General features: G+C 70.0%; 21 protein-coding genes. 12 read left to right on the top strand and 9 right to left on the bottom strand.

Annotation, left to right across the window (positions count from 1 at the left end; translation table 11 throughout):
* Positions 1-59 precede the first annotated feature (59 nt).
* Positions 60-1,238 carry a low temperature requirement protein A gene (locus AB0M01_RS26935; protein ID WP_363674208.1) on the top strand — a complete coding sequence of 393 codons (1,179 nt, stop codon included), beginning with the start codon at positions 60-62 and terminating at the stop codon, positions 1,236-1,238.
* Between the two features lie 41 nt (positions 1,239-1,279).
* Here AB0M01_RS26935 and solA read toward each other — a convergent pair whose 3' ends face one another.
* The 6 genes from solA to AB0M01_RS26905 form a co-directional block, all read right to left on the bottom strand.
* A complete protein-coding gene (gene solA / locus AB0M01_RS26930; RefSeq protein WP_363674206.1) occupies positions 1,280-2,452 on the bottom strand; it encodes an N-methyl-L-tryptophan oxidase in 1,173 nt (390 codons plus the stop codon).
* Positions 2,453-2,473: 21 nt separating this feature from the next.
* Positions 2,474-3,220, bottom strand: a complete 747-nt coding sequence (locus AB0M01_RS26925; RefSeq protein ID WP_363674204.1) for an aminoglycoside 3'-phosphotransferase — start codon at positions 3,218-3,220, stop codon at positions 2,474-2,476.
* Positions 3,207-4,070: a PPK2 family polyphosphate kinase gene (locus AB0M01_RS26920; protein ID WP_363674202.1), complete on the bottom strand. Its 864-nt coding sequence runs from the start codon at positions 4,068-4,070 to the stop codon at positions 3,207-3,209. The genes AB0M01_RS26925 and AB0M01_RS26920 overlap by 14 nt, the downstream gene beginning before the upstream one ends.
* Positions 4,071-4,133: 63 nt before the next feature.
* Entirely contained in the window at positions 4,134-4,859 is a 726-nt protein-coding gene (locus tag AB0M01_RS26915) for a hypothetical protein (RefSeq protein WP_363674200.1), read from the bottom strand.
* 183 nt (positions 4,860-5,042) lie between these two features.
* The gene (zapE, locus tag AB0M01_RS26910; protein WP_363674198.1) at positions 5,043-6,053 is read right to left on the bottom strand and encodes a cell division protein ZapE; all 1,011 of its coding nucleotides are present in this window, start codon (positions 6,051-6,053) and stop codon (positions 5,043-5,045) included.
* 111 nt (positions 6,054-6,164) lie between these two features.
* Positions 6,165-7,460 (bottom strand): alkaline phosphatase family protein, encoded by a 1,296-nt coding sequence (locus AB0M01_RS26905; RefSeq protein ID WP_363674196.1) that lies wholly within the window; start codon positions 7,458-7,460, stop codon positions 6,165-6,167.
* Positions 7,461-7,758: 298 nt separating this feature from the next.
* Between AB0M01_RS26905 and AB0M01_RS26900 the strand changes: the two genes are divergently transcribed.
* Genes AB0M01_RS26900 through AB0M01_RS26875 form a run of 6 tightly spaced genes read left to right on the top strand, consistent with a single transcriptional unit; the run spans position 7,759 to position 14,170 of the window.
* Positions 7,759-9,081 carry an extracellular solute-binding protein gene (locus tag AB0M01_RS26900; protein WP_363674194.1) on the top strand — a complete coding sequence of 441 codons (1,323 nt, stop codon included), beginning with the start codon at positions 7,759-7,761 and terminating at the stop codon, positions 9,079-9,081.
* A 4-nt stretch (positions 9,082-9,085) separates the two neighbouring features.
* Positions 9,086-10,048: a sugar ABC transporter permease gene (locus AB0M01_RS26895; protein ID WP_363674192.1), complete on the top strand. Its 963-nt coding sequence runs from the start codon at positions 9,086-9,088 to the stop codon at positions 10,046-10,048.
* Positions 10,045-10,920 (top strand): carbohydrate ABC transporter permease, encoded by an 876-nt coding sequence (locus tag AB0M01_RS26890; protein WP_363674190.1) that lies wholly within the window; start codon positions 10,045-10,047, stop codon positions 10,918-10,920. Before AB0M01_RS26895 ends, AB0M01_RS26890 begins: the two co-directional genes overlap by 4 nt.
* Before the next feature lie 33 nt (positions 10,921-10,953).
* Complete coding sequence (locus AB0M01_RS26885) at positions 10,954-11,721, top strand: VOC family protein (RefSeq protein ID WP_363674188.1); 768 nt, start codon at positions 10,954-10,956, stop codon at positions 11,719-11,721.
* Positions 11,722-11,759: 38 nt separating this feature from the next.
* The gene (locus tag AB0M01_RS26880; protein ID WP_363674186.1) at positions 11,760-12,797 is read left to right on the top strand and encodes an aldo/keto reductase; all 1,038 of its coding nucleotides are present in this window, start codon (positions 11,760-11,762) and stop codon (positions 12,795-12,797) included.
* On the top strand, positions 12,794-14,170 hold the full coding sequence (locus AB0M01_RS26875) for a GH1 family beta-glucosidase (protein WP_363674184.1): 1,377 nt from the start codon (positions 12,794-12,796) through the stop codon (positions 14,168-14,170). The genes AB0M01_RS26880 and AB0M01_RS26875 overlap by 4 nt, the downstream gene beginning before the upstream one ends.
* On the opposite strand, the gene AB0M01_RS26870 is transcribed toward AB0M01_RS26875, so the two are convergent.
* On the bottom strand, positions 14,167-15,390 hold the full coding sequence (locus AB0M01_RS26870; RefSeq protein ID WP_363674182.1) for an ROK family transcriptional regulator: 1,224 nt from the start codon (positions 15,388-15,390) through the stop codon (positions 14,167-14,169). The two genes, AB0M01_RS26875 and AB0M01_RS26870, sit on opposite strands and share 4 nt — an antisense overlap.
* 114 nt (positions 15,391-15,504) lie before the next feature.
* Between AB0M01_RS26870 and AB0M01_RS26865 the strand changes: the two genes are divergently transcribed.
* Complete coding sequence (locus tag AB0M01_RS26865) at positions 15,505-16,491, top strand: zinc-binding dehydrogenase (RefSeq protein ID WP_363674180.1); 987 nt, start codon at positions 15,505-15,507, stop codon at positions 16,489-16,491.
* A gap of 111 nt (positions 16,492-16,602) precedes the next feature.
* Here the strand turns inward: AB0M01_RS26865 and AB0M01_RS26860 are convergent, their stop codons facing one another.
* Positions 16,603-19,917: a M28 family peptidase gene (locus AB0M01_RS26860; RefSeq protein ID WP_363674178.1), complete on the bottom strand. Its 3,315-nt coding sequence runs from the start codon at positions 19,915-19,917 to the stop codon at positions 16,603-16,605.
* Positions 19,918-20,131: 214 nt separating this feature from the next.
* Here AB0M01_RS26860 and AB0M01_RS26855 point away from each other — a divergent pair, with 214 nt between their 5' ends.
* The 4 genes from AB0M01_RS26855 to AB0M01_RS26840 all read left to right on the top strand — a co-directional run bounded on the left by AB0M01_RS26855 (position 20,132) and on the right by AB0M01_RS26840 (position 22,881).
* On the top strand, positions 20,132-21,115 hold the full coding sequence (locus tag AB0M01_RS26855; RefSeq protein WP_363674176.1) for a LysR family transcriptional regulator: 984 nt from the start codon (positions 20,132-20,134) through the stop codon (positions 21,113-21,115).
* A 79-nt stretch (positions 21,116-21,194) separates the two neighbouring features.
* Complete coding sequence (locus tag AB0M01_RS26850; RefSeq protein WP_363674174.1) at positions 21,195-21,620, top strand: hypothetical protein; 426 nt, start codon at positions 21,195-21,197, stop codon at positions 21,618-21,620.
* Positions 21,621-21,672: 52 nt separating this feature from the next.
* Positions 21,673-22,107, top strand: coding sequence for a hypothetical protein (locus AB0M01_RS26845; RefSeq protein ID WP_363674172.1), 435 nt, complete (start codon positions 21,673-21,675; stop codon positions 22,105-22,107).
* Between the two features lie 3 nt (positions 22,108-22,110).
* Positions 22,111-22,881, top strand: a complete 771-nt coding sequence (locus tag AB0M01_RS26840) for a PIN domain-containing protein (protein WP_363674170.1) — start codon at positions 22,111-22,113, stop codon at positions 22,879-22,881.
* 16 nt (positions 22,882-22,897) lie between these two features.
* On the opposite strand, the gene AB0M01_RS26835 is transcribed toward AB0M01_RS26840, so the two are convergent.
* Positions 22,898-23,437, bottom strand: a complete 540-nt coding sequence (locus tag AB0M01_RS26835; RefSeq protein WP_363674168.1) for a DUF1707 and FHA domain-containing protein — start codon at positions 23,435-23,437, stop codon at positions 22,898-22,900.
* Between the last annotated feature and the right edge of the window lie 104 nt (positions 23,438-23,541).

The following is a 23,541-nucleotide window of genomic DNA, read 5'->3' as shown; positions in this document are numbered from 1 at the left end:
AGACAAGTACCGGGTGTCCTTCAGGGCACCCGGTACTTGTTGCTGGCACCATCGAGGGCATGACCGCCGGTGAACTGACCCGCTCACGCCTGCTGCCGATGCGTCCCCGCGACCCCGAGGAACCCGGCCGTACGGCGTCCTCGCTGGAGCTGTTCTTCGATCTCGTGTTCGTGGTGGCGGTGAGTATCGCCGCCGTGCAGCTGCACCACTCGCTGACCGAGAAGCACGTGCTCGACGGGCTCGCGTCGTACGCGATGGTGTTCTTCGGGATCTGGTGGGCCTGGATGAACTTCACCTGGTTCGCCACGTCGTTCGCCACCGACGACTGGCTCTACCGGGTGCTCACCTTCGTCCAGATGGGTGGTGTGCTCGTCTTCGCCGCGGGCATCGAGCCGGCCTTCGAGAACGACTTCCGGATCCTCGTCCTCGCGTACGTCGTGATGCGGGTGGCGATGATCGCGCAGTGGCTGCGCGCCTCCCGCCTGCCTGGCGACCTGCGCCGGACGACTCTGCTCTACGCCGGCGGGATCGCGATCTGCCAGGTGCTGTGGCTGCTCTGGCTGCTGATGTCCGGGCCGTTCGCGGTCGCGTTCCTGTTCGTGCTGATCGCGGCCGAGATCTCGGTCCCGGTGGTCGCGGAGAAGTTCGGCGGTCGGACAACGCCGTGGCACCCGCACCACATCACCGAGCGGTACGGGCTGTTCACGCTGATCCTGCTCGGCGAGAGCCTGCTCGCCTCGGCGAACGCGATCATCGAGGCCGTGCACGAGCACGAGTCGCTGCCGTCGCTGGTGGCGATCTCGGTCCTGACGCTGGTCGTCACCGCGGCGCTGTGGTGGATCTACTTCTGGCCGCCGCACCACCACGCGATCACGTCGTTCGCCCGCTCGCTGCGCTACGGCTACGTGCACTACTTCGTGTTCGCCGCCGCGGGCGCGTTCTCGGCCGGGATCGAGGTCGAGATCGACGTCCTGACCCACCACAGCAAGCTCAGCGAGGTCGCCGCGTCCTTCACGGTGACGGTCCCGGTCGCCGTCTTCGTCCTCGGCATCTGGTGGATCGCCCTGCGCGAGAACGCCGACCGGGTCGTCAACACCGTCCTCCCCCTCGGCGTCGTGGTGGTCCTCCTCGACCCGGTCCTGCCCTTCCCGTTCGCGCTCACCGCGCTGGTGATGGCGGCGCTGGTCGCCGTACTGGTCGTGCGACCGCCGACGTCCACCACCCACCAAGTCGTCTGACCGCCAGGTCCGTGCGCTCAGCCGCGGCGCGCGGGCGGAGATTAGTGGGTGGTGGGCGTCGGCGTGAACCGGCGCGGGTCGAGGAACGTGGTGTCGCAGTACGTCGGTTCGTCCAGCGTGAGCTGGGCGAGGAGCTCGCCGAGGCCGGCTGCGTGTTTGAAGCCGTGGCCGGAGTCGCCGCCGGCGATGACCAGGCGGTCGGTGTCGTCAGAGCGGCCGATCAGGAACTGGCCGTCGGGTGAGTCGGTGACGATGCACGGGAGGAGCTTCACCGGGATCGGGTCGAGGCCGGGGAACGCCTCGGAGACCGCGGTCGAGATCTCGTCGACGTCGGCGCGCGGGTGGACGTAGCGGTCGACCTCGTCGGCGTCGGCGAACGGGGTGCCGGCGACGTGGCCGTCGTGCTCGAGGCCGAGCTTCACGCCGTAGCCGTCGCCGGAGCCATGGCCCCAGAAGCCGATGCCGCCGGTGCGCTGCCAGATGAACGCCGGGAAGCGCTCCAGCGTGAACTCGTCCGATCCCGGGTCGCGGGGCTCGAACCAGTACAGCGGAGTACGCCGCGGGACGAGCGGGAGGCCGGGGACGACCTTGCCGAGCCAGGCGCCGGTTGCGACGACGGCGCGCTGGGCGCGGATCTCGACGGTCGGCGTACGGACCAGGACGCCGTCGCGCTCGACCTCGACCGCGGTGACGAGCGTGTGCGCGAACACCTTCGCGCCGAGCTCCCGCGCGGCCTCGACCTGCGCGCGCACGATCGGCTCCGGGAAGCACAGGCCGGCGCCCGGATCCCACACCCCCACGTCGTCCGCGCCGAGCGCGCCGTACTGCGGCTGACGCGCCGCCAACGCGGCGTGGTCCAGCTCTTCAACCGGTACGCCGGCAGTGCGCGCCGCCGCGAGCGCGCCGGCCACCGGCTCACTCCCCGGCGGACCGGCGTTGAGCGAGCCGGTCTGCTCGATCAGCACCTCACCGGTCTGTGCGCCCAGGTCGGTCCACAGCGCGAGCGACTTCTGCGCGATCGGCGGGAGTCCCGGGTGCTCCATGCAGGCGATCCGGAACAGCCGCGTGACCCCGTGCGACGAACCGAGGGCGTGCCCGATCGCCTGCCGCTCGATCCCGATCACGTCAGCGCCGCGCGCCGCCAATCGCCAGAGCGCAGCCGATCCGAACGCGCCGAGCCCGACCACCACGACATCGGTCCGCAAGGTCTCCATCGCACGCTCCCAGGTCGGCGGTCACCCCCAGGTGAGCGGGTCCAGCTGGAGGTAGAAGGCGAGCCGGCGCTGATCCGGCTCCTCCAGACCGTACTCGCGCAGGAACGCGTCCGCGGGCAGATCCCACTCGTCGAGCAGTTGCGTGACCATCAGCGCGAGATCGCTGTACCGGTCGGCGAGGCCGAGCCGGCCGAGATCGATGAAGCCGGTCAGCTCGAGCGTCTCAGGGTCGAGCAGGATGTTCGGCAGACAGGCGTCGCCGTGGCAGACGACGAGCTCGGCGGTTTTCTCGGCGTACGGCTGCTCGTCCTTGACGCGCTGCAGCAGCTGCTCGGGCCGGTACTGCCGGTCCTCGTCGCGGAGGAAGTCCGGGTTCACGGCACCACGCCGCACGACGTCCGCCGCCTGGTCGACGACCTCGCTGAGCGGCCGCGTGAACGGGCAGTCGGGCAGCTCGTGCAAGGTTCGGAGCGCGGCCGAGATCGCAGGGAGCGCTCTCTGGCGTTTCTCGACCGGCAGGTCGATCGCGGGCACGCCAGGCACAGCGCTCGTCACCAGGCGAGCGCCGTCGTCCGACTCGCTCCAGTCCAGGACCTGAGCGCCGGGCATCCCGGTCCCTGCCAGCCAGAGCACGCGATCGCGCTCAGCCCGCAGCTCCTCGACCCCGTGCGCCGGCGCGATCTTCGCGTACGCCGTACCGTCCGCTCGCCGGAAGACCTCGGTGTCCGACTCCCCCGACTCGACCGGCAACCACTCAGGTGGTCGCAAGCCGTGCCTTCTCGCCCTCGACGTCGAAGTCCGCCTTGGGCCACTCCGGGTCGAGATCGCGCAGCGTCTCGGTCAGCAGCGTCGTGACGGCCCAGTTCCGGTACCACTTGCGGTCGCTCGGGATCACGTACCAGGGCGCCGCCGGGCCGTTGCAGTTCTCCAGCGCGGCCTGGTAGGCGTCGGCGTACGCCGGCCAGAGCTCGCGCTCGTCGATGTCGCCCGGGTTGTACTTCCAGTACTTCGTCGGGTCGTCGAGCCGCGCCGCCAGCCGTTCCTTCTGCTGGTCGGCGGAGATGTGCAGGAAGCACTTCAGGATCGTCACGCCGCTCGCGGCCAGCTCGGCCTCGAACTCGTTGATCTGCTCGTAGCGCCGGGTCCAGACCGGCGGGGCGACCAGGTTCCGCACCCGGGCGATCAGCACGTCCTCGTAGTGCGACCGGTCGAAGATCCCGATCATGCCCGGACCGGGCAGCGCCTGCCGGATCCGCCAGAGGAACCCGCGCCGCTTCTCGGCCGGCGTCGGCGCCTTGAAGGACGTGATCCGCAGCCCCTGCGGGTCCATCAGCCCCGCGCCGTGCCGGATCACACCGCCCTTGCCGGAGGTGTCCATGCCCTGGAGCACCAGCAGCACCGACCGGTTGCCACCCTTGCGCCCTTCGGCGAAGAGCCGCTCCTGCCAGTCCGACACCTCGGCCCCGAGCGCGTCGAGAGCGACCTTGCCGTCGTCCTTCGACCCGTCGAACCCGGTGGTCGCCCGGGTGTCGTAAGCGCTCAGGTCCACCGGTCCGACCGGCACCCGCAACGCGTCCAGCAGCCTGGCACCTGACCCGTCAGCCTTTTTCTTCGCCATGACAACATCCTGCCCCATCCCCACCGACAAACCGGTGAGGACAGGGCAGGAGGCGGTACGGCGTCAGCGCGTGGTGACCGCGCTGCCGAGGTCCCAGCTGATCGACGTCGAGTACAGCGAGAAACGGTAGTCCCGCACCTTGCTGTACTTGTACGAAAGGCTGACCTCACCCTTCGAGTTCGTCCACAGGCCACCCTTGAGGGTCTGCCAGGTGGTCGAGCCCTTCTCCCGGAACTGGAAGACGCCCGCGGCGGAGCGCTTGAAGAAGACGTTGTTCGAGACCGAGTACAGCAGCGAGGTGCCCTTGAGGGTCACGACGTCACCCGTGCGCGACGACGAGATCCAGGCGCCGGCGGCCAGCTTGACGGTCGTCGGAGCGCTGTTCTGCGTGTACGTGGTGCCGTCGGCGTTACCGCTGCCGCGCCCCTGGAAGGTCTGGGTACCGATCGCGTCGGTCGAGTAGACCCACCAGGTGCCGTCCAGGTCCGGGTCGGCGGCGTCCCAGCCGATGAAGTTCACATCGCCCTTGGACGGGTGGTTGAGCACCCAGAGCGACTGGTTGCCCGCCCGGTTGCAGTCACCGCTGACCTTGCCCGGCAGAACCAGGAGCGGCTTGCTGATGGCCACCCGGGTGGGGACCGAGACGTTGCAGGTGCCCGCGGCCTGCGCGTTGGCGACCGGCGCCTTGAACGCCGGCTGCGGGATCGGCCGGCCGGCCGAAGCCGACAGCGGCGCCACGGCGGCGATGCCGAGGACGGCGACCGCTGCCGTGAGGGTACGACGAATCATTCGATGTGCTCCTTGAGTGTCCTACGTGATGGCACTGGGACCCCCCTCAGCACCTTGAAGCCCGGAGCGTAGTCGGTGCGGAGGTCCGCGAAGTGGCGTCCACGGCTGGGGTGAGACCTGGGTCACGGCGGATTTGCAGCTTGTTGCAGACAACGGTGTCAGACGGAGTTGCCGCTCTGGTTCTCAGGCGTCCATCCCCACGTGCGCGAGCGCGATCAGACGCGACAGCGCACGCAGGTACTTCTTGCGATACCCACCCTTGAGCATCGCCTCAGGAAACAACCGATCAAGCGGCAGACCGCTGTGCAGCAACGGGATGTCGCGGTCGTACATCCGGTCCGCGAGCACCACCAAGCGCAGTGCGATGTTCTCGTCCGTCAGCTCGCGGACGTCGGTGATGCCGACGGTCTCCACCCCGTCGAGCAGTGCGCCGTACTTGCTCGGGTGGAGCTCGCCGAGGTGGTGGTAAAGGTCGACGAAGTGGTCGCTCGACGCGTTCTTGCGCGCAGCAGCGGCCTCCTCGACCGCCGCGTCGGTCCACGGGGTCGGCGCGACCGGCAGGCCGCGGTGCCGGTAGTCGGGGCCGTCGATCCGGCGTACGTCGAAGTGCCCGGACAACGCCTGGATCTCGCGCAGGAAGTCGGTCGCCTGGAAGCGGCCCTCGCCGAGCTTGTCGGGCAGCGTGTTCGAGGTCGCGGCCAGCTGAACCCCGGCGTCGACGAGCTGTCGCAGCAGCCGCGAGATCAGGACCGTGTCGCCGGGGTCGTCGAGCTCGAACTCGTCGATGCAGATCAGCCGGTACGCCGACAGCTGCTCGACCGCGGTCCGCATTCCGAGCGCGCCGACCAGGTTGGTCAGCTCGACGAACGTGCAGTACATCTTCGGCCCGGCCGACTCGTGCCACAGCGACGCCAAGAGGTGCGTCTTGCCGACGCCGAACCCGCCGTCGAGGTAGATCCCCGGCTTCCCGGTCTCGGGAGCAGCCCGCCGCCACCACGACTTCTGCCGCCGCGGCTCGGCGAGCACACTGCCCCGCTCGACCAGTACGCCGAGAGCCTCGGCCTGGCTTGGCTCCCCCGCCGCCGGCCGGTACGTCGCGAACCGCACGTCCGCGAACCGCGGTGGCGGCACACACTCCGAGAGCAGCCGGTCCGGACTCACCTCCGGCCGTCGCCCGACCAATCGGATCGGCATGCCGCCACCCTACGATCCGCTGAGCGGAGCCGGGTCAACTGCCCCGGCCGCCTCAACCACCCCGCGGCGCGGGGAGCCGGGAAGGCCGGGGCGCGTCGGCGTCCAGCAGGATCAGCCGATGTGCGGCCGGTGGCCCTTCTCCTGGTGGGGAACCTTCTGGTTGCTCCCCGGCAGTGGCGGGAGCGGGAGCTGCGCGGCCTGGTACTGCGCGAGGTTGTACTGCCCCGTGGTGTCCGGCAGCGTCGGCGCGTGCTTCTTGGAGTCGCCGAAGCGGAAGGCGCCGGTCAGGTCGCCCACGGTCTCCCGCCGCCAGCGGCTGATGTTGGTCTCCTTGACGCCGGTGATGTGCTCGAGGAACCGCAGCTGCGAGGTGTGGTCCGAGGTCTCCGAGAACACGTACCCGCCGGTCGTCCACGGCGACACGATGATGCACGGCACCCGGAAGCCGAGCCCGATCGGCAGGCCGCCGCCGTCGACGCCGGTGTTGGAGGTCTTGTGGACGAACTCGTCCGGCGTACCGGGCTTCGGGGTCTTCGGGACGACGTGGTCGAAGTACCCGTCGTTCTCGTCGTAGGAGAGGATGAAGACGGTCTTGGCCCAGACCTCCGGGTTGGCGGCGATCGCGTCGATCTTGCCGGCGACGAAGGTCGCCCCGGTCTGGCCGCCGGGCTGGCGGTAGATCTTCCAGCTGACGCCCGCCTCCTGCAGCCGCTCCGGGTAGGTCTTCCAGCTGAACTGGTTGGCCGGTCCGCCAGTGGTGAGCGACGGTCCGCCGGCCAGGCCGTTGGGGTCGATGGTGCCCGACATCCACATGTGCCGGTTCGGTGCTGTCGGGCCGAGCACCGAGCAGTGGTACCCGTCGAGCAGCGTGAACGCCTCGGCCAGGGCGAACTGGAAGGGCAGGTCCTCGCGGGTGTAGTACCCCATCGTGTACTGGCCGTTGACCTCGCCGTCGGCGGCGCGGTGCGCGGGCACCCAGTTGTCGTTGCGGCCGCCGTTGAGCGCCTGGTGCTGGACCGCCCACTCGTGGCTGGTCGACGGAATCGCCTGCGCGGCGGTGAACTTGGTGTTCAGCCGGAACGGGAGCAGGTAGCCGTCGGGGTTCGACGGGTCCGGCTGGAAGAAGACGTTGCGGCCGTTCGGCAGCCGGGCGGCGTGCGGGTCGTCGAACCCGCGGACGCCGTTCAGCGTGCCGTAGTACTGGTCGAAGCTGCGGTTCTCCTGCATCAGCATCACGACGTGCTTGATGTCCTTCAGCCCACCGTGCTTCGGCGCCGGCTGGGCCAGCGCGGCCCGCACGTTCGGGGGGAGCGCGAGCGACGCCGCGGCCATCCCCGCGGCGGCCGCGCCGCCACCGATCAACCGCCGCCGGCTGATCCCGGCGGTCGCGTCGGAGGAGTCGTTCATGGAAGCCTCACTTCCGGACGATGACGCGCCGGACACCCGGCGCTCCTTCACCGTCGAACCGCCACGTGGCAGCCGCAGGTGACCGTGGTGACAGCTGGTTGAACATCCAACGACCAGCAGCAGCGACAGCCCAGCGGCCGACGGACCGCCGGGGGTCTTCCATCCGGAAGCCGGAACGCCCCCATCCGACTCCGGCCCCGGCAACTTCGGCCGCGCCGACCTCTGGTCATCTTTCTTACTTTTTGTTAGGAAGTTGTCATCGGGGACCGCAGCCGGGCTGAACGAGCGAGGAGTCAGCATGCAGGGTGATCGGCAACTCCCATCCACTCCGTTCCGACGACGGACCCTGCTGAAGGGCGCGCTCGGCGGGGCCGCGGCGCTCGGGCTCGGGTCCTCGCTGGCTGCCTGCAGCGACGACGGCGGGTCGAGCAGCAGCGGCGGCAAGGCCGTCGTCCGGGTCTGGTCCTGGTACAGCGACCAGGAGGACCAGTTCCCGAAGCTGATCGAGAAGTTCCAGGCCGCGCACAGCAACATCACCATCGAGAACCGGATCTTCGGCACCCCCGACCAGTACCTGCCGGCCCTGCAGGCCGCGGTCGCCGGCGGCGACGTGCCGGAGATCTTCGCGCCGCACACGAGAGCGCTCACCTACGGCACCGGCGGGATCTCGGCCGACCTGAAGAAGGATCTCGGCGACGACTTCCTGAAGGACTTCTTCGACTCCGCCAACCAGGAGTACACGCTGGACGGCAAGCAGTACGCCGTCGGCTGGATGGCGCAGACCTTCGGCCTGTTCTACAACCCGGACCTGCTGAAGAAGGCCGGGGTCGGCGAGGACGAGATCGAGACCTGGGACGACCTGATCGCGGCCGCGGCCAAGATCAAGGCCATCGGCAAGCACGCGGTCGCGCTCAGCTGCAACCCGACGACCAGCTCGCTGGACTTCTTCCTGCCGCTGCTCACCCAGGTCGCCGACGACCCGACGTTCTACCTGAAGCTCGACCAGCTCCAGGACGGTCTCACCTACGAGGACCCGAAGGTGGTCCAGGCGCTGGAGCTGAACAAGAAGATCGTCGACGGCGGGGTCTTCCAGCCCGGTACGACGGGCACCAGCGGCGAGCAGGTCCCGCAGATCTTCTACACCGAGAAGTCGGCGATGCTGTTCAACGGCTCGTGGTCGCCGCAGGGCCTGTCCAAGGATGCTCCCCCGGCGTTCGCGAAGAAGTACAAGGTGATGAAGACGCCCGCGATCGCGCCGGGCAAGCGGCACTGGTGCGCGAACCAGGCCGGCGCCGGCTGGGCGGTCTCGGAGACCAGCAAGAACAAGGACGCCGCGCTGGAGTTCCTGCGCTTCCTGTACTCCGCCGACCAGTACTCCCCCACCATGAACGACTCGAACTCGATGCCGGCGACCAAGAGCGCCGCGGCCCGGATCGAGCTGCCGATCATGAAGCAGATGACGTCCTGGCTGACCGACGGCGACGGCTGCCCGCACATCCCGTTCGGCCCGGGCTCGGTGGCCGCGGGCGATCCGCTGTCGAAGATCTTCGACGGGACCGGTGAGCCGGCCGCGGTCGCCAAGGAGATGCAGCAGGCGGTGCAGAACGCCAAGGGCGGCTGATCGGGTGGCGACGACGACCACCACGCGGGCCACCGCAGCACCAGTACGGCGTACGCGGGAGAGCCGCTTCGGCTCCCCGCTGCGCCGCTCGCAACGCGTCGCGGGCTACCTGTTCGTGCTGCCCACGTTCGCGCTCTTCCTCGGCTTCGTGCTGTGGCCGATCCTGCGTACGGCGTACCTGAGCCTCACGCGCTGGGGCGGCTTCGGGGAGCCGAAGTTCATCGGGCTGGACAACTACACCCGGATGGTCGGTGACCCGGTCGCGCAGCGGGCGCTGGTCGTCACGCTGGTGCTGACCGCGGTGACGACGGTGATCCTGACCTTCCTCGGTCTGCTCACGGCGGTCCTGGTGAACGTCGTGTGGAAGCACGTCGGCGTACTTGTCCGGACCATCCTGTTCATCCCCGGGATCGTCTCGTTCGTGGTCTCCGGTGTGCTCTGGAAGCTGATCTACGACCCGAACATCGGAACCCTGAACCAGCTGCTCGGGTCGATCGGTCTCGACTCGCTGCAGCACCCCTGGCTCGCGGACAAGGCGACGGTGCTCCCGGCGATCGTCCTCGTCACCGTCTGGGGCGGCCTCGGCTTCAACATGCTGATCTTCTTCGCCGGCATCCAGGGCATCGACCCGAGCCTGTACGAGGCGGCCGCGGTCGACGGCGCGAACACCGTCCAGCAGTTCTGGAACATCACCGTGCCGAGCCTGCGGGTGGTGACCGGGCTGGTGGTCAGTCTCGGGCTGCTGAACGGGTTCAAGGCCTTCGACATCATCTACGTGATGACCGGCGGTGGCCCGAACCACGGCAGCGAGGTGCTCGGCACCTACCTGTACTCGCTCGCCTTCGGCTCGACGTCCGGCTCGATCCCGCAGCTCGGGTACGCGAGCGCGTTCAGCGTCGTGACGATGATCCTCTGCACGGTCGCGGTGATCGCGCAGCTGTGGCTGACCCGGAGGGCGGACCGGTGACCGCTTCCACGGTGCAGCAGGACCGGCGTACGACCGAGCAGCACAAACCGTTCCGGTTCCCGCTCGGGAAGAGCTTCGCGGCGTTCGTGCTGGCGCCGTTCTGCGTGCTGATGGCGTTCCCGTTCGTCTGGATGCTGCTCACCTCGCTGCGCGAGCCGAGCACGATCTTCGGCGGGCCGGTGATCCCGGACAAGCTGACCTTCCAGGGCTACTCGACGGCGTGGACCAAGATCGAGTTCCCGCTGCACTTCTGGAACAGCCTGTGGATCACCTCGGTGACCGTGATCGGCGTACTGGTCTTCGCCACCCTGAGCGGCTACGCGTTCGCCAAGCTCGACTTCCCGTTCCGCAACACGCTGTTCGTGCTGCTGCTGACCACGCTGATGATGCCGTCGACGGCGCTGATCATCCCGCTCTACCTGCAGCTCAAGACGCTCGGGCTGCTGGACACCCAGACCGGTCTGCTGGTGCTCTACATCTCCGGGTCGGCGCCGTTCGCGATGTTCCTGATGCGGGCGTTCTTCCAGACCCTGCCGGACGAGCTGCTCGAGGCCGCCCGGGTCGACGGCGGCTCCGAGCTGGTGATCTTCTGGCGGGTGATCCTGCCGCTGACCCGGCCCGGGATCGCGACCGTGGTGATCTTCCAGTTCCTGCAGACCTGGAACGAGTTCCTGATCGCCAACACCGTGCTGCGCGACACCGACGCGCTGCCGCTGCAGCCGGTGCTGTTCACGCTGATGGGCCAGTACTCGACCAACTGGCCGGCGCTGACCGCCGGTCTGACCCTGTCCGTCGTCCCGGTCGTCATCGTCTACGTCCGGATGCAGCGGCAGTTCGTCGCCGGGATGATGCTCGGCGCCGTCAAGAACTGACTCCCCCACCTCTCGTCGTACCTAAGGAGATCCATGCCGATCAAGAACGTCGTCGTCAACTGCACCGACGTAGCGGCCTCGGTCGAGTACTACGGCAAGTTCCTCGAGCTGCCGGTGATCGGTGAGGTCACCGGAGAGCGCGCTCTCCTGGACGCGGTCACGGCCACCGTCGAGCTGCGCCGGGTCGAGCGCGGGCGGGCCGAGAGCACCTGGGTCGGCGACGACCTGCAGAAGGGGTTCCGGCACGTCGGCTTCAAGGTGGACCGGCTCGACGAGCGGGCCGCGGTGCTGAAGGCGGCCGGGGTCGAGTTCAAGCTCGACCCGCTGGACGCCGAGGGCGCGGTCCGGATCTGCTTCTTCTTCGACCCCGACGGGACGCTGCTGGAGATGATCCAGGGCGATCTCCAGTACGCCGCCGTGCTGGACGCGGACGGGGTCGCGAGAGAGCGCGCTCTCGGCGTACCGGCGCGGCCGCGGTTCGACCACGTCGCGGTGACGGTCGAGGAGCGGGAGCGCACGCACGAGTACTACCGGGACCACTACGGCTTCTCGTTCATCGGGACGATCGAGCAGCCGCACGACCCGCGCGGGTTCAGCATCGGCTACCTCAAGGGCGGCGACACGGTGATCGAGGTGTTCACCTACGACCGGGAGAAGGCGGACCGGGAGCCGCAGCTCGACGTCGCGGGCTTCTCGTACGCCGTACTGGCGGGCGCTGCCGCCGAGCTGCCGGCGGTGGCGGCTCCGGACGGCACGCAGGTCCATGTGGACCCGGACGGCTTCGCCTTCGCTACCATCTGACTTAACCGGTTAGCCTCCTTCTCCGAAAGCTGGTTCTCGTGACTGACCCTGCAAGCGACGACTGGCTGCGGCCGCTCGGTTCCACCGGTCTGACCGTGTCCGCCGTCTGCGCCGGCGGCAGCGGGATCGCCGGGATGCCCGAGGTCTTCGGGTACGACGTGAGCCGCGCCGAGGCGGTCGCCGTCGTCGACCGGGTCCTCGACGGCCCGCTGTCCTGGATCGACACCTCGAACGGCTACGGCGCCGGGGAGAGCGAGATCCGGATCGGCCAGGCACTGGAGGCGCGCGCGTCCGGCTCGGCCGCATCTGACTCGGGCGCGTCCGGCACCCGCGCATCCGGCTCGCGCGCGCCCGGCTCGGGCCGCGGCGCGGCGGGGCTTCCCGACGGGTTCCTGGTGGCAACCAAGGTGGACGCTCTCGGCGACGACTACTCCGGTGCTCGCGTCCGGGCGAGTGTTGCCGAGAGCAAGGAACGGCTCGGGCTGGACGAGCTGCCGCTGGTCTACCTGCACGACCCCGAGTTCCACGACTTCGACGCGATGCGGGACGCGGTCGACACCTTGATGCAGCTGAAGGAAGACGGCGAGATCGGGCACGTCGGCCTCGCCGGCGGCTCGGTGCACGAGCTCGCCAAGTACCTCGACCTCGGCGGCTTCGAGGTGCTGCTCGTCCACAACCGCTGGAGCCTGGTCGACCGCAGCGCCGAGGACCTGATCGAGAAAGCGCTCTCTGGGGGTCTCGCGGTGGTCAACGCCGCGATCTACGGCGGCGGCATCCTGGCGAACCCGCAGGGCGGGCTGACCAAGTACGGCTACCGCGACGCCCCCGCCGAGGTGCTGGAAGCCGTGCAGCAGATGGACAAGGCCTGCCGCGAGCACGGCATCGACCTCGCCACGGCCGCGCTGCAGGCCTCGGTGAACGACCCGAAGATCACCGGCACGGTCGTCGGGATCACCAAGCCCGCCCGGGTCGACAAGCTGGTCACCGCGCTGGAGACCGAGATCCCCGCGGAGCTCACCGCCCGCCTGGCCGAACTGATGCCCGACCGCAAGCACTGGCTGGAAGGAACCCGATGAGCAGCTCCAAAGAGGCATTTCCCACAGACTTTGTGTGGGGCGCCGCCACCGCGTCGTACCAAGTCGAAGGCGCGACGACCGAGGACGGCCGTGGGCCGAGCATCTGGGACACCTTCGCCGCGACGCCCGGCAAGATCGCCGACGGCTCGACCGGCGACGTCGCCGACGACCACTACCACCGCTACGAGGAGGACATCCGCCTGCTCGCCGACCTCGGGCTGAAGGCGTACCGGTTCTCGATCGCCTGGCCGCGGGTAGTTCCGACCGGCAGCGGCGCGGCGAACCAGGCCGGGCTCGACTTCTACCGGCGAGTGGCCGAAGCCTGCTTGGCGAACGGCGTCACGCCGTACGCGACGCTCTACCACTGGGATCTCCCGCAGCCGCTCGAGGACGCCGGCGGCTGGCTGGTCCGGGACACCGCCGAGCGGTTCCGGGACTACGCAGCGATCACGCAGGGAGCGCTCTCCGACGTGATCTCGCACTGGATGACGCTGAACGAGCCGTGGTGCTCGGCGTTCCTCGGGTACGGCAACGGCGAGCACGCACCCGGCCGCGTCGAAGGCGCCGACTCGTTGAAGGCCGTGCACCACCTGCTGCTCGGGCACGGGCTCGCGCTGCAGGCGATCAAGACGCCGGAGAACACGGTCGGCATCGCCCTCAACCCAGCCCCCGTGTACGCCGCCTCGGACTCCGACGCCGACCGCGACGCGCAGCGCCGCGTGGACGGGCTGCGGAACCGGATCTTCCTCGATCCCCTGCTGGTCGGGAAGTACCCGGCCGACGTACTGGAAGACACCGGGATGACCGAGTGGTTCGGGCGGTTCGACGCGGACCTGCGGCTGATCTCGGCACCGCTCGACTTCCTCGGCGTGAACTACTACTGCCCGTCGACCGTCGCCGCGCCGGAGGACGGCGAGTTCTCCGAGCCCGGCGGTCCGACAACGCAACCCGGCAGCGAGCGGGTCAACGCCGTCGACACCGGTCTCGACCGCACGCAGATGGGCTGGGGCATCGACCCGAACGGGATGCGCGACATCCTCGCGCAGGTCAACGCGCTGGCGCCGGAGCTGCCGCTGTACATCACCGAGAACGGTGCGGCGTACCCGGACGAGCTCAGCGCCGACGGGACCGTCGAGGACCCCGAGCGGCAGGCGTACTTCGCGAAGCACCTCAGCACAGCGGCCGAGGTCGTTGCCGAGGGCATCCCGCTGAAGGGGTACTTCGCCTGGACGCTGATGGACAACTTCGAGTGGTCCTGGGGCTACACCCGCCGCTTCGGGCTGGTGCACGTCGACTACGCGACCCAGCAGCGGACGGTCAAGAACAGCGGACTGTGGCTGAAGGCGTTCCTGGGAAGTGAGCGACCGGCCTAGGAAGTCAGCGCCCGGCTCGAGGTCTGGTGCGGCGTCAGTTGGCTGTGCAGGACCAGCGACGCCGCACCGAGCGCGGCCGCGCTCGGGCCGAGCTTCGACAGCTCCACACGGGTCGGGTGGATCGCCCGGACGAACGAGAGCCGGTTGATCTCCTCGGTCGCGGCCCGCACGTAGAGGTCGCCGGCCTCGCTGAAGCCCGGGCCGGCCAGGATGATCTGGGACAGATCGAGCAGGTTGGTGATCGAGAGCAGCGCCTTGGCGAGGTAGCGCGCCGACTGCTGGATCAGCTCCAGGCACAGCGCGTCGCCCTCGGTCGCCTTGCGCGCGATCCGGGCGAAGTCCGTCCGGACCGAGGTGCGCTTCCCGCGCAGCTCCTTGGCCAGCGCCGGGTCGGCCTGGGCCAGCTCGACGATCCGCGCCGGCGCGGCCAGCGCTTCGAGGCAGCCGTTGCCGCCACACCAGCACTCCGGGCCGTCGACCGCCAGGACCATGTGCCCGATCTCGCCGACGTTCGACGACGAGCCGCGGTACACGTCGCCGTTGGTGACCAGGCCGAGGCCGAAACCGGCCGCGAGGTAGACCGTCGCGAAGTCGTTGGCCGACGGAATCCGGCCGGCCCAGAACTCACCGATCGCCGCGCACGTCGAGTCGTTCTCCACCACCACCGGATGCTCGATCGCCTGGCTGAGCTGCCCCTGGACGGCGAACGGCTCCCACGCGTACCGCTCCCGATCGGCCCGCAGCAGCGACGACCCACTCCCCTGCCGCCCGGCCAGCGCGACCCCGACACCGACCAGCGTCTCCGGCTCGATACCGGTTCGCTTGATCAGGTCCTCGAGCTCACCGACCAGCCGCGTGATCACCGTCGCCGGGGTGTCCCGGCCGATGCCCTTCGACGCGAGCTGCTCGATCACGCGGCCGTTCATGTCGGTCACCACGTACGTCGTACTGAGCGTGTCGATCGAGATCCCGACCGCGTGCCGGGCCCGCGGGTTGAACTGCAGCAGCGTCGCCCGCTTGCCACCGGTCGGGTCCCCCAGACCGGTCTCGACGATCAGCCCCTCGGCCAGCAGCTGCTTCACCACCCGCGAGATCGACGCCCCCGTCAACCCCGACCGATCGGCCAGCGCCACCCGCGTGACGGTCCCGCTGGACCGGATCAGGTCCAGGATCGCGCTGTGCGTCTCCTGGGCCGTCGCACCCTTCAAGATCTTCGCCACGTCGTTCCCTCCCTGTCCGCACTTTAATACACAAGGTAAGGAAGTGGCGCGGGTTGACCTCAACCGAAGTTCAGGTCCTAGCGTCGGGACCCTGCTGAGAGAGGGAGTACGCCGATGCGGGCGATCCGCTTGTACGAGTTCGGGCCGGCCGAGAACCTGGTCTTCGAGGAGGTGCCCGACCCGGTCCCGGCGACCGGTGAGGTGCTGATCGCGGTCGAGGCTGCCGGAGTGCACCTGATGGACACCGCCCTGCGCGCCGGTACGGCGGGCGGCGGGCCGGTCGCTCCCCCGACGCTGCCGACCGTTCCCGGGCGGGAGGTCGCCGGCCGGGTCGAGGCGGTCGGCGCGGACGTAGGCGTGGAGTGGGTCGGCCGGCGGGTGGTGGTCCACCTCGGGCCGGTCCCCGGCGGGTACGCCGAGAAGGCCGTGGCCCGGGCGGAGTCCGTCCACCCGATTCCGGACCATGTGACGGCCGCGCAGGCGGTGGCGACGATCGGTACCGGCCGGACGGCGATCGGCATCCTGGAGCAGGCCGCGCTCACCGCCGACGACGTCGTACTGGTCACTGCCGCCGCGGGCGGGATGGGCAACCTGTTCGTCCAGAGCGCCCGCAACACGGGTGCGACGGTGGTCGGCCTGGCGGGCGGACCGGCGAAGGTGCGCGAAGTCCGGGAGCTCGGGGCACAGATCGTCGCCGACTACCGGCAGCGGGACTGGGCGGAGAACGTACGCCGCCTCCTCGCGGATCGTGGCCTCGGGGAACACCCGACGGTCGTGCTCGACGGCGTCGGCGGGGAGGTCGGCCGGCAGGCGTTCGAACTGCTGGGCGTCGGCGGGCGGATCCTGATGTTCGGCTGGTCGGGCGGCGGACCGGTGGAGGTCACCACCGCAGACCTGATGCAGCGGGGACTCAGCGCGACCTGGGCGATCGGCCCGAAGCTGATGCGCCGGCTGCGCGACCTGGAGATCAAGGCGCTGGAGGAGACGGCCGAAGGGCACTGGGTGCCGCTGGTCACGAGCTTCCCGCTGGCCAAGGCCGCGGATGCCCACCGGGCGCTGGAGAACCGTGAGACCGCCGGCAAGGTGGTCCTGAGCACCTAGACCCAGGATCCCCCTGCGCCTCAATGCCGGGGAGCCCGGGCCTTCGCCGGCGGTCTCACGGCGGCGGGCTCCGGGCCGCCTGGTGTGCGGCCCGGAGCCCTCAACCGCGGGTTACCAGATCGAGTAACCGAAGGTGGCCCTACCGGTTGCCCCGCCACTGTCGGTCGCTGTCACCGTTGCCGTGTAGGAACCGCGGCTGGTCGGTGTCCCCGAGATGACGCCGCTGGTGCTGATCGACAGGCCCGGGGGCAGTCCTGTCGCGCGGAAGGTGACCGGCTGTCCGGAGCTGGCCGTTGCCCGGATCTGCAACGGGAAGCTCTGGAAGCCGACGAACCCGTACTGGCTGCCCGGGTTCTGCACCGTCACCGTGCCCGACGACGTGCCGGTCACCGTGAGGCTGAGGGAGACCTCGTGGCTGACCGCGCCGGTGCCCTTGACCGTCACCTGGTACGTCCCGGCCGGCGTTGTGGCCGACGTCGCCAGGGTCAGGGTCGAGGAGCTGCCGGACGTCACCGACGACGGCGCGAACGAGGCCGTCGTACCGCTCGGCAGGCCCGAGGCGGCGAGTTGCACGGTCTGGGCGTCGCCACTGGTGGTGGCGGTCCGGACCGTCGTCTGCGTGGAGCTTCCCGCCGCGACCGAGCGCGAGGCCGGGTCGAGGGTCAGCGAGAAGTCGTTCCCGGTCGGCGGCGTGGTCTCCCCGACCGCCAGCTTCCACAGCCCGTACGCCGCGGCGTCGGCACTGCGGTCGAGCACGGTCGCGCTGATGTTGGCCGGGTACTTGTCGCAGGAGCCGTGGTAGCACGGGTCGTACGCCGAACCCGACGTACCGCCCCACTTCTGCGCCTGCGCCGTGGTCTTGCGGGCGCTCGCCCCGGCGGCCACGCCGCTGGTCGGGATCCCGGCGTTCTTGAACGACGCGTCGTCGGAGCGCCCGGCGCCCTCGGTGTTCTCCTCCGGCGCCAGGTTCAGCCCGTCGTAGAACTCCTTCAGCACCTTGCCGGTGGTCGTGGTGATGTTGTTGACGAAGTACCCGGCGTTGGTGGAGGCGACCATGTCGAAGTTCAGGTACGCCTTGATCTTCGACCGCTCGGTCGAGGACAGCTGCCCGACGTAGAACTCGGAGCCGTTCAGGCCCTGCTCCTCGTCGGTCCACCAGCCGAACCGCACATGCTTGGCCAGCGACGGGTTCTTCGCCGCCAGCGTCAGTGCGGTCTCCAGCACGACGGCCGACCCGGACGCGTTGTCGTTGCTGCCGGCACCGGCACTGACGCTGTCCAGGTGGGCACCGAGCATGATGACCTGGTTGGCGTCCCCGCCGGGAAAGTCGGCGATCAGGTTGTCCGAAGGGTAGGTGCAGTTCGTGCAACGCTGCTTGGCGACGGTGAACCCGGCGTCGCGCAGCTTCTGCTCGATGTAGTTCACCGACGCGGTGTAGCCCGCCGACCCCGCGCGGCGGTTGCCGCCGTTGTTGTCGGCCGCCTGCTGCAGCGCGGCCAGGTGCGCCTTGACCTTCTCCACGTCGACGTCCGGTACGCCGGCGGGCGGGGCGGTCCCGCCGACGGTCAACCGGTACGTCGCCGTCCGGTCGACCGCCGTCCCGTCACCGGTGATCGTGACGGTGTAGCTGCCTTCCGGCGTACTGGACGAGGTGCTGATCGTGAGCGTCGAGGAGTTGCCGGACTGCACCGAGGCCGGCGAGAACGACGCGGTGGCGCCGCTCGGCAGGCCCGAAGCGGACAGCTGCACGGTCTGTGCGGAGCCGCTCCCGATCACGGTGTTGACGGTCGCGGTCGCGGACTCGCCGGGCTTCACCGAGCCGCTCGCCGGTGAGACCGTCATGGTGAAGTCGTTGCCGGACGCCGTACAGGTCGCCTCGCCGGACTGGGTGCCCAGGGCAACGGCATCCCAGGCCGCCTTGACCTTGGCGTGCAGCGCGCAGCTGCTGTCCAGGTTCTTGGCCGCGGCCAGCGTCGCCACCCGCCACTTCGGGTAGCTCATCCCGGAGGTCTTGGCCAGCATCGTGTTGTAGAAGATCTTGCCGGCTTCCTGGTGCCCGATGCCGGTCAGCGTGCTGTTGTTGCAGGTCGGGCTGTTCGGCTTGCCGTTGCCAGGGTTGCTGCCTTCGGCGAGCAGGTAGAACCAGTGGTTCATCGGCCCGGCCGCGGCGTGCACCGACGACGGCAGGCTGGTCGAGTAGCAGTTCGGGTGCCCGGAGATCTTGGCCGGCTCGTACATGTACCGGATCGGCCCGGCGCCCTGCAGGTTGATCTCCTCGCCGACCTCGTAGTCCGGCGGGTCGTTCGGGTTGTTCAGGAAGTGCTCGGTGAGCGTGCCCCAGATGTCCGCGACCGCTTCCTGCGACGGGTGGCCGGAGATGCCGCCCGGGGTCTTGGCGTCCAGGCCGTGCCCGTACTCGTGGGCGACGACGTCGGTGCCGGTGATCCACTGCCGGTTGTTGTTGTAGCCGAAGACGACGCCGTCGGGGTTGCTCTGGTGACCCCAGTACGCGTTCACGTCGCCGAGGCCGACCAGCGCGTCGGCCCACTTGCCCTGGCCGTCCAGGCCGTTGCGGCCGTACCAGTCCTTCAGCATGTTCCACTCACCGGCGGCGACGTACATGACGTCGACGCAGCCGGCCTCCTTGTCGGTCTTGGAGGTGCTCCCCCAGACGTCGTCGGAGCCGGAGTAGACGGTGCCGGTGCTGTAGTCGGCGCAGCGCAGGTTCGGGCGGCCGGGGTCGGCCATCGTGTACTGCGAACCGCTCTGCGTGGTCCCGATCGACAGGTTCGCGCCGTTCCAGACACCTGTCCCGGTGCCGGACGCGGTCTGCTCGATCTGGTGCACGACCTTGCCGGTGCGGGCGTCGACGTACACCTTCTGCCGGCTGTCCTCGCCATGGTCACGGCCCTGGACGATCGACTCCCAGGCCAGCACCGGCTTGGCGCCACCGGCGTACACGACCAGCGTCGGGTCGCCGGGGACGGCCTTGCCCTGGTCGAGGGCCTTCAGTGCCGCCTTCTCCGCCGCGGCCTTGGTGACGACCGGGGTGCGGCTGACGTTGATCGGCTGCTGCTGCGCGACCGAGATGCCCCGGGTGTTGCCCTTGGCATCCGTGGTGACGACGAAGTCGCCGCCGATCACCGGCAGGTCCTGGTACGTGCGCTCGTAGGCGACGTACTGCAGGCCCCACGGCGTACTGATGTCCTGCTGGCGGACGAACTGGTCGCCGGGGCTCGCCTTGAGCTCGGCGGCGCGACCCTCGACCAGCCGGTCGGCGGTCGCCAGGGCGGCGGCACGCGGATTGACCGGTGGGTCGGCCTGGGCGTCGGCTGCGGGGAGCCTGGTCGCGACCACCGCTGTGGCGGCGGCCGCGAGGCTCAGCACGCAGCCGGCTGCGACAGTGCGCAGGGCTGTGTTCTTCACGGGACGTTCCTCACTTCACTTGGGGCGGTCTCACTCACCCGGGGCGGGACCCCGCCGCCGGCCGAGGGGGCTGCAGGCCGGCCCGGCGGGCGGCGGGGGAAGAGGAACCCGGGGGTCCGGACTGGGCAGGTGAACACCCGGGGTCCTCTGTGCAAAGAGATTGGCACCCGCGAGCTGTGGCTGTGATATCCCAGCAGGGCATAGCCTCACCGCTATGGAGCTCGAGCTACGGCATCTGCGCGTGGTCTGCCGCCTGTCCGAGAGCGGCAGCGTGTCGAAGGCGGCGGCCGCCCTCGGCATCTCCCAGCCGTCGCTCACCGCGCAGCTGCAACGCATCGAGGAGGCGATCGGCGGGCCGCTGTTCAAGCGCGGCCCGTACGGCGTGGAGGCGACCCCGCTCGGCAAGCACGTGCTGGGGCGGGCGCGCTCGATGCTGGCCGACATGGACGAGCTGGTCGGCAGCAGCCGCCGGTACACCGTCGGCACCGGGCCGCTGCGGCTCGGGTCGATGCGGACGGTGATGTTCGGCGCCTGGCTGTCGCGGCTGGAGGAGGTGCTGCCGGGGCGCGAGATCGTCGCGCAGGTCGACACGTCGTGCGCCGTCCTGACCGACATGCTGGCCGCTGACATCGTCGACGTCATCATGCTGGGGCGATGTGACGACGTGCACTCCCCGCCCTGCCCGCCCGGCGTCCGGGAGCAGACGATGGTCTACCCGGAGCCGTTCGCGGTCGCGCTGCCGTCGACGCACCGGCTCGCGGACCGGACCGACATCGAGCTCGGCGACCTGGCCGGCGACATCTGGATCTGCCCGCCGGCGGGCAAGGAGGACGGTGACCTCGCCTACCTGCGGACCACCTGCGAGGCGATCGGCGGGTTCACCCCGCAGTTCCGCTACTCCAACCTGGACACACCCGACATCGAGCAGCTGATCGGCGCCGGGCGCGGGATCAGCCTCTGCGCGCCGACGGTCCGGGAGATCCCGAACACGGTGGTCCGGCCGATCCGCGACCACCCGCTGATCTGGCGCCGGACGCTGCGCTGGCGCACCGACCACACCACGCAGGACGACGTCGACCTGGTGCACCAGGCGTTCATCGACACCTACCGGGCCACGATCGCCGAGAACGCGACCCGGCGGCCGTGGTGGACGACGCACCCGGGCGCGCACCCGACGGTGCTGGAGCCGTGCGGGTAGATCGACCCCGCGGATAGACACCGATTTGTGACGTCCGGGGCCGGGGCGCGGGGTGGGTCGGTCCCGTACGCTCCCCGGCATGAGCGTGCCGAGCCGGCCCGAGGTCTTCATGATCTCCGGCGAGCAGCGGCGGTTGGTGGCCGACGGGCCGGCCATCGTCGACGAGCACGGCGTGCGTCTCGACGTACCGCCGAAGGCGCTCGACGCGCTCCGGTACGTCGAGGTGGCGCTGCGCGAGGGGTACGCCGTACAGATCACGCTGCTGCCGCACGAGCTGCGGCTCCGGGAGGCGGCGATCGCGCTGGAGATCCCGGAGGACGAGCTGCGCGCGTACCTCCCGGCGGGCGATGTGTCGACCGGGCCGGACGACTCCGACGAGTGGGTGCAGCTCGATCAGGTGCTGCAGCTCCAGCGACGGATTCGCGCGAACCGGCGCGAGGAGCGCGAGCAGCGTCGGACCGGGCACGGGGTTTTCGAGGAGGAGCTCGAACCCGACGAGTGGTGACCGGCCCCGCGACGCCGCCGGCGGGAGCCGACCGGCGCGTAGGATCGCGGCCATGGAGGTTCTTCCGAGTCAGTCCGAGGTGTTCCTGCTGACCGCCGCCGAGCGTCACCTCGTCCCGGCCGGGCCCGCGATCATCGATGCCGAGGGCAACCGTCACGACGTGCCGCCGAAGGTCGTCGAGGCGCTGCGCTTCGTCGAGACCGCGCTCCGCGAGGGCATGGCCGTGCAGGTGACCGCGCTCCGGCACGAGCTGCCGATCCGCGAGGCCGCCGCGGCGATCGGGATGGCCGAGGACGAACTGCGCTCGTACGCCGCGTCCGGTGCGCTCGCGTTCCGCTCCGACGAGTCGGTCGACTGGGTGCGGCTCGAGGACGCGCTGGAGTTCAAGCGGCAGCTGAAGACGCGGCAGCGGGCGATCCTCGACGACATGCTCGCCGAGTCCGACTACGACGCCGATGACGACGGCCCCGCCGACGGTCGGGCCTAGCCGATGGCCGACGCGTCCAAGCGCGCCTTCCTCGACGCCAACGTGCTGCGTGGGTCGCTGCAGACCGACGTACTGCTGACGCTCGCCTTCCGCGAGGAGTTCCAGCCGCGCTGGAACGCGGAGGTGCTGGACGAGGTCCGGCGCAACCGCCCGCCGAAGCTGAGCGAGGCGGCGATGGACAAGCGGCTCGCGCAGATGAACGAGGCTTTTCCGCAGGCGCTGGTCGAGGGGTACGAGCACCTGGAGCCGGACATGCAGGCCGACCCGAAGGACAAGCACGTGCTGGCCGCCGCGGTGGCGTCGGAGTCGACGGTGCTGGTGACCGAGAACGTCAAGGACTTCAACCCGCCGACCACCGGCCCGCACGCGATGCCGGTGCAGCGGCTGTCGAAGTTCCTGTCCGACCTGACCCGGGAGAACCCGGCCCGGATGGTCGCGGCGATGCGCGAGATGATCGGCCGCAACGAACGTGATCCGAACACGCTGCCCGCGCTGATCGACCGGATGGCGAAGCTGCAGGACTTGAAGGGGTTCGCGCAGGCGCTGAACGCGGAGGTCCCGGAGAACGAGCGGGGAACGACGCTCCCACCACCGCAGCAGGTCGCGGCTCAGCAGCAGGTCGAGGCCGCGGTGGATCCGGAGCTCGCGGCCACCAACGCGGTCGCGTTCGACGGTGTGCCCGGTGCCGGGACCAAGGCTCCCGATCGGCAGGGCACCGAGCAGAAGGCTCAGACTGCTGCCCGGACACCGGAGACGCCGGAGCGCGAGCGCTGAGTACGGCGTACGGCGGTCAGCGCGGGTCGGACCAGGTCAGCACGTAGAGGATCGACCCGAACTGGAGGATGTCGCCGGCGCGGACCGCGGTCGGTGAGGTGATCCGGGAGCCGTTCAGGTGGGTGCCGTTCATCGAGTTCAGGTCGCGGACCATCCAGCCTTCGCCGACGTGGCGCAGCTCGGCGTGGCGGCGGGAGACCGAGGCGTCGGCGATGCGGAGCGTCGCGCCCGGGCCGCGGCCGATGCGGATGGTCGGGGAGCCGGCGGGCGGGAGTGCCAGGCCTGGGAGTTGGGCTTTGGGGTGAGCCATCGGGCCGATGCGTGGGAGTTTGGCGAGCTGCTCGCGCAGCCACTCGACCACGCGCGGCTCGCGGCCCGGCAGGTCGTGCGTCGCGGAGCGCAGCTCGCGGCGGCTCTGCGCGCCGAGCACGAAGTTCATCCGGCGGACGAAGGTGTCCTGCGACAGCCGTCCGGTGCCTGCGCCCTCGCGGAGGATCTCCAGCGCGCGGTCCCGCTCCCGGTCCGAGGGACGCGTGAGTTCCAGGCCGGAGGTCATGCCGGAAATTGTCCGCTGACCAGCGGTTCACTGTCCAGCACGCTCAACCGGCGGCGCCGCCTTCTCGTCAGCCCCCGCGGCACGCCCGGCCCGCCGCGGCGGGC

The sequence above is a fragment of the Kribbella sp. NPDC051770 genome (genome assembly GCF_040681455.1).
Taxonomy (GTDB): domain Bacteria; phylum Actinomycetota; class Actinomycetes; order Propionibacteriales; family Kribbellaceae; genus Kribbella.
The sequence above is the reverse complement of the archived record's forward strand: the minus strand, read 5'-3'. Positions and strand labels throughout refer to the sequence as shown.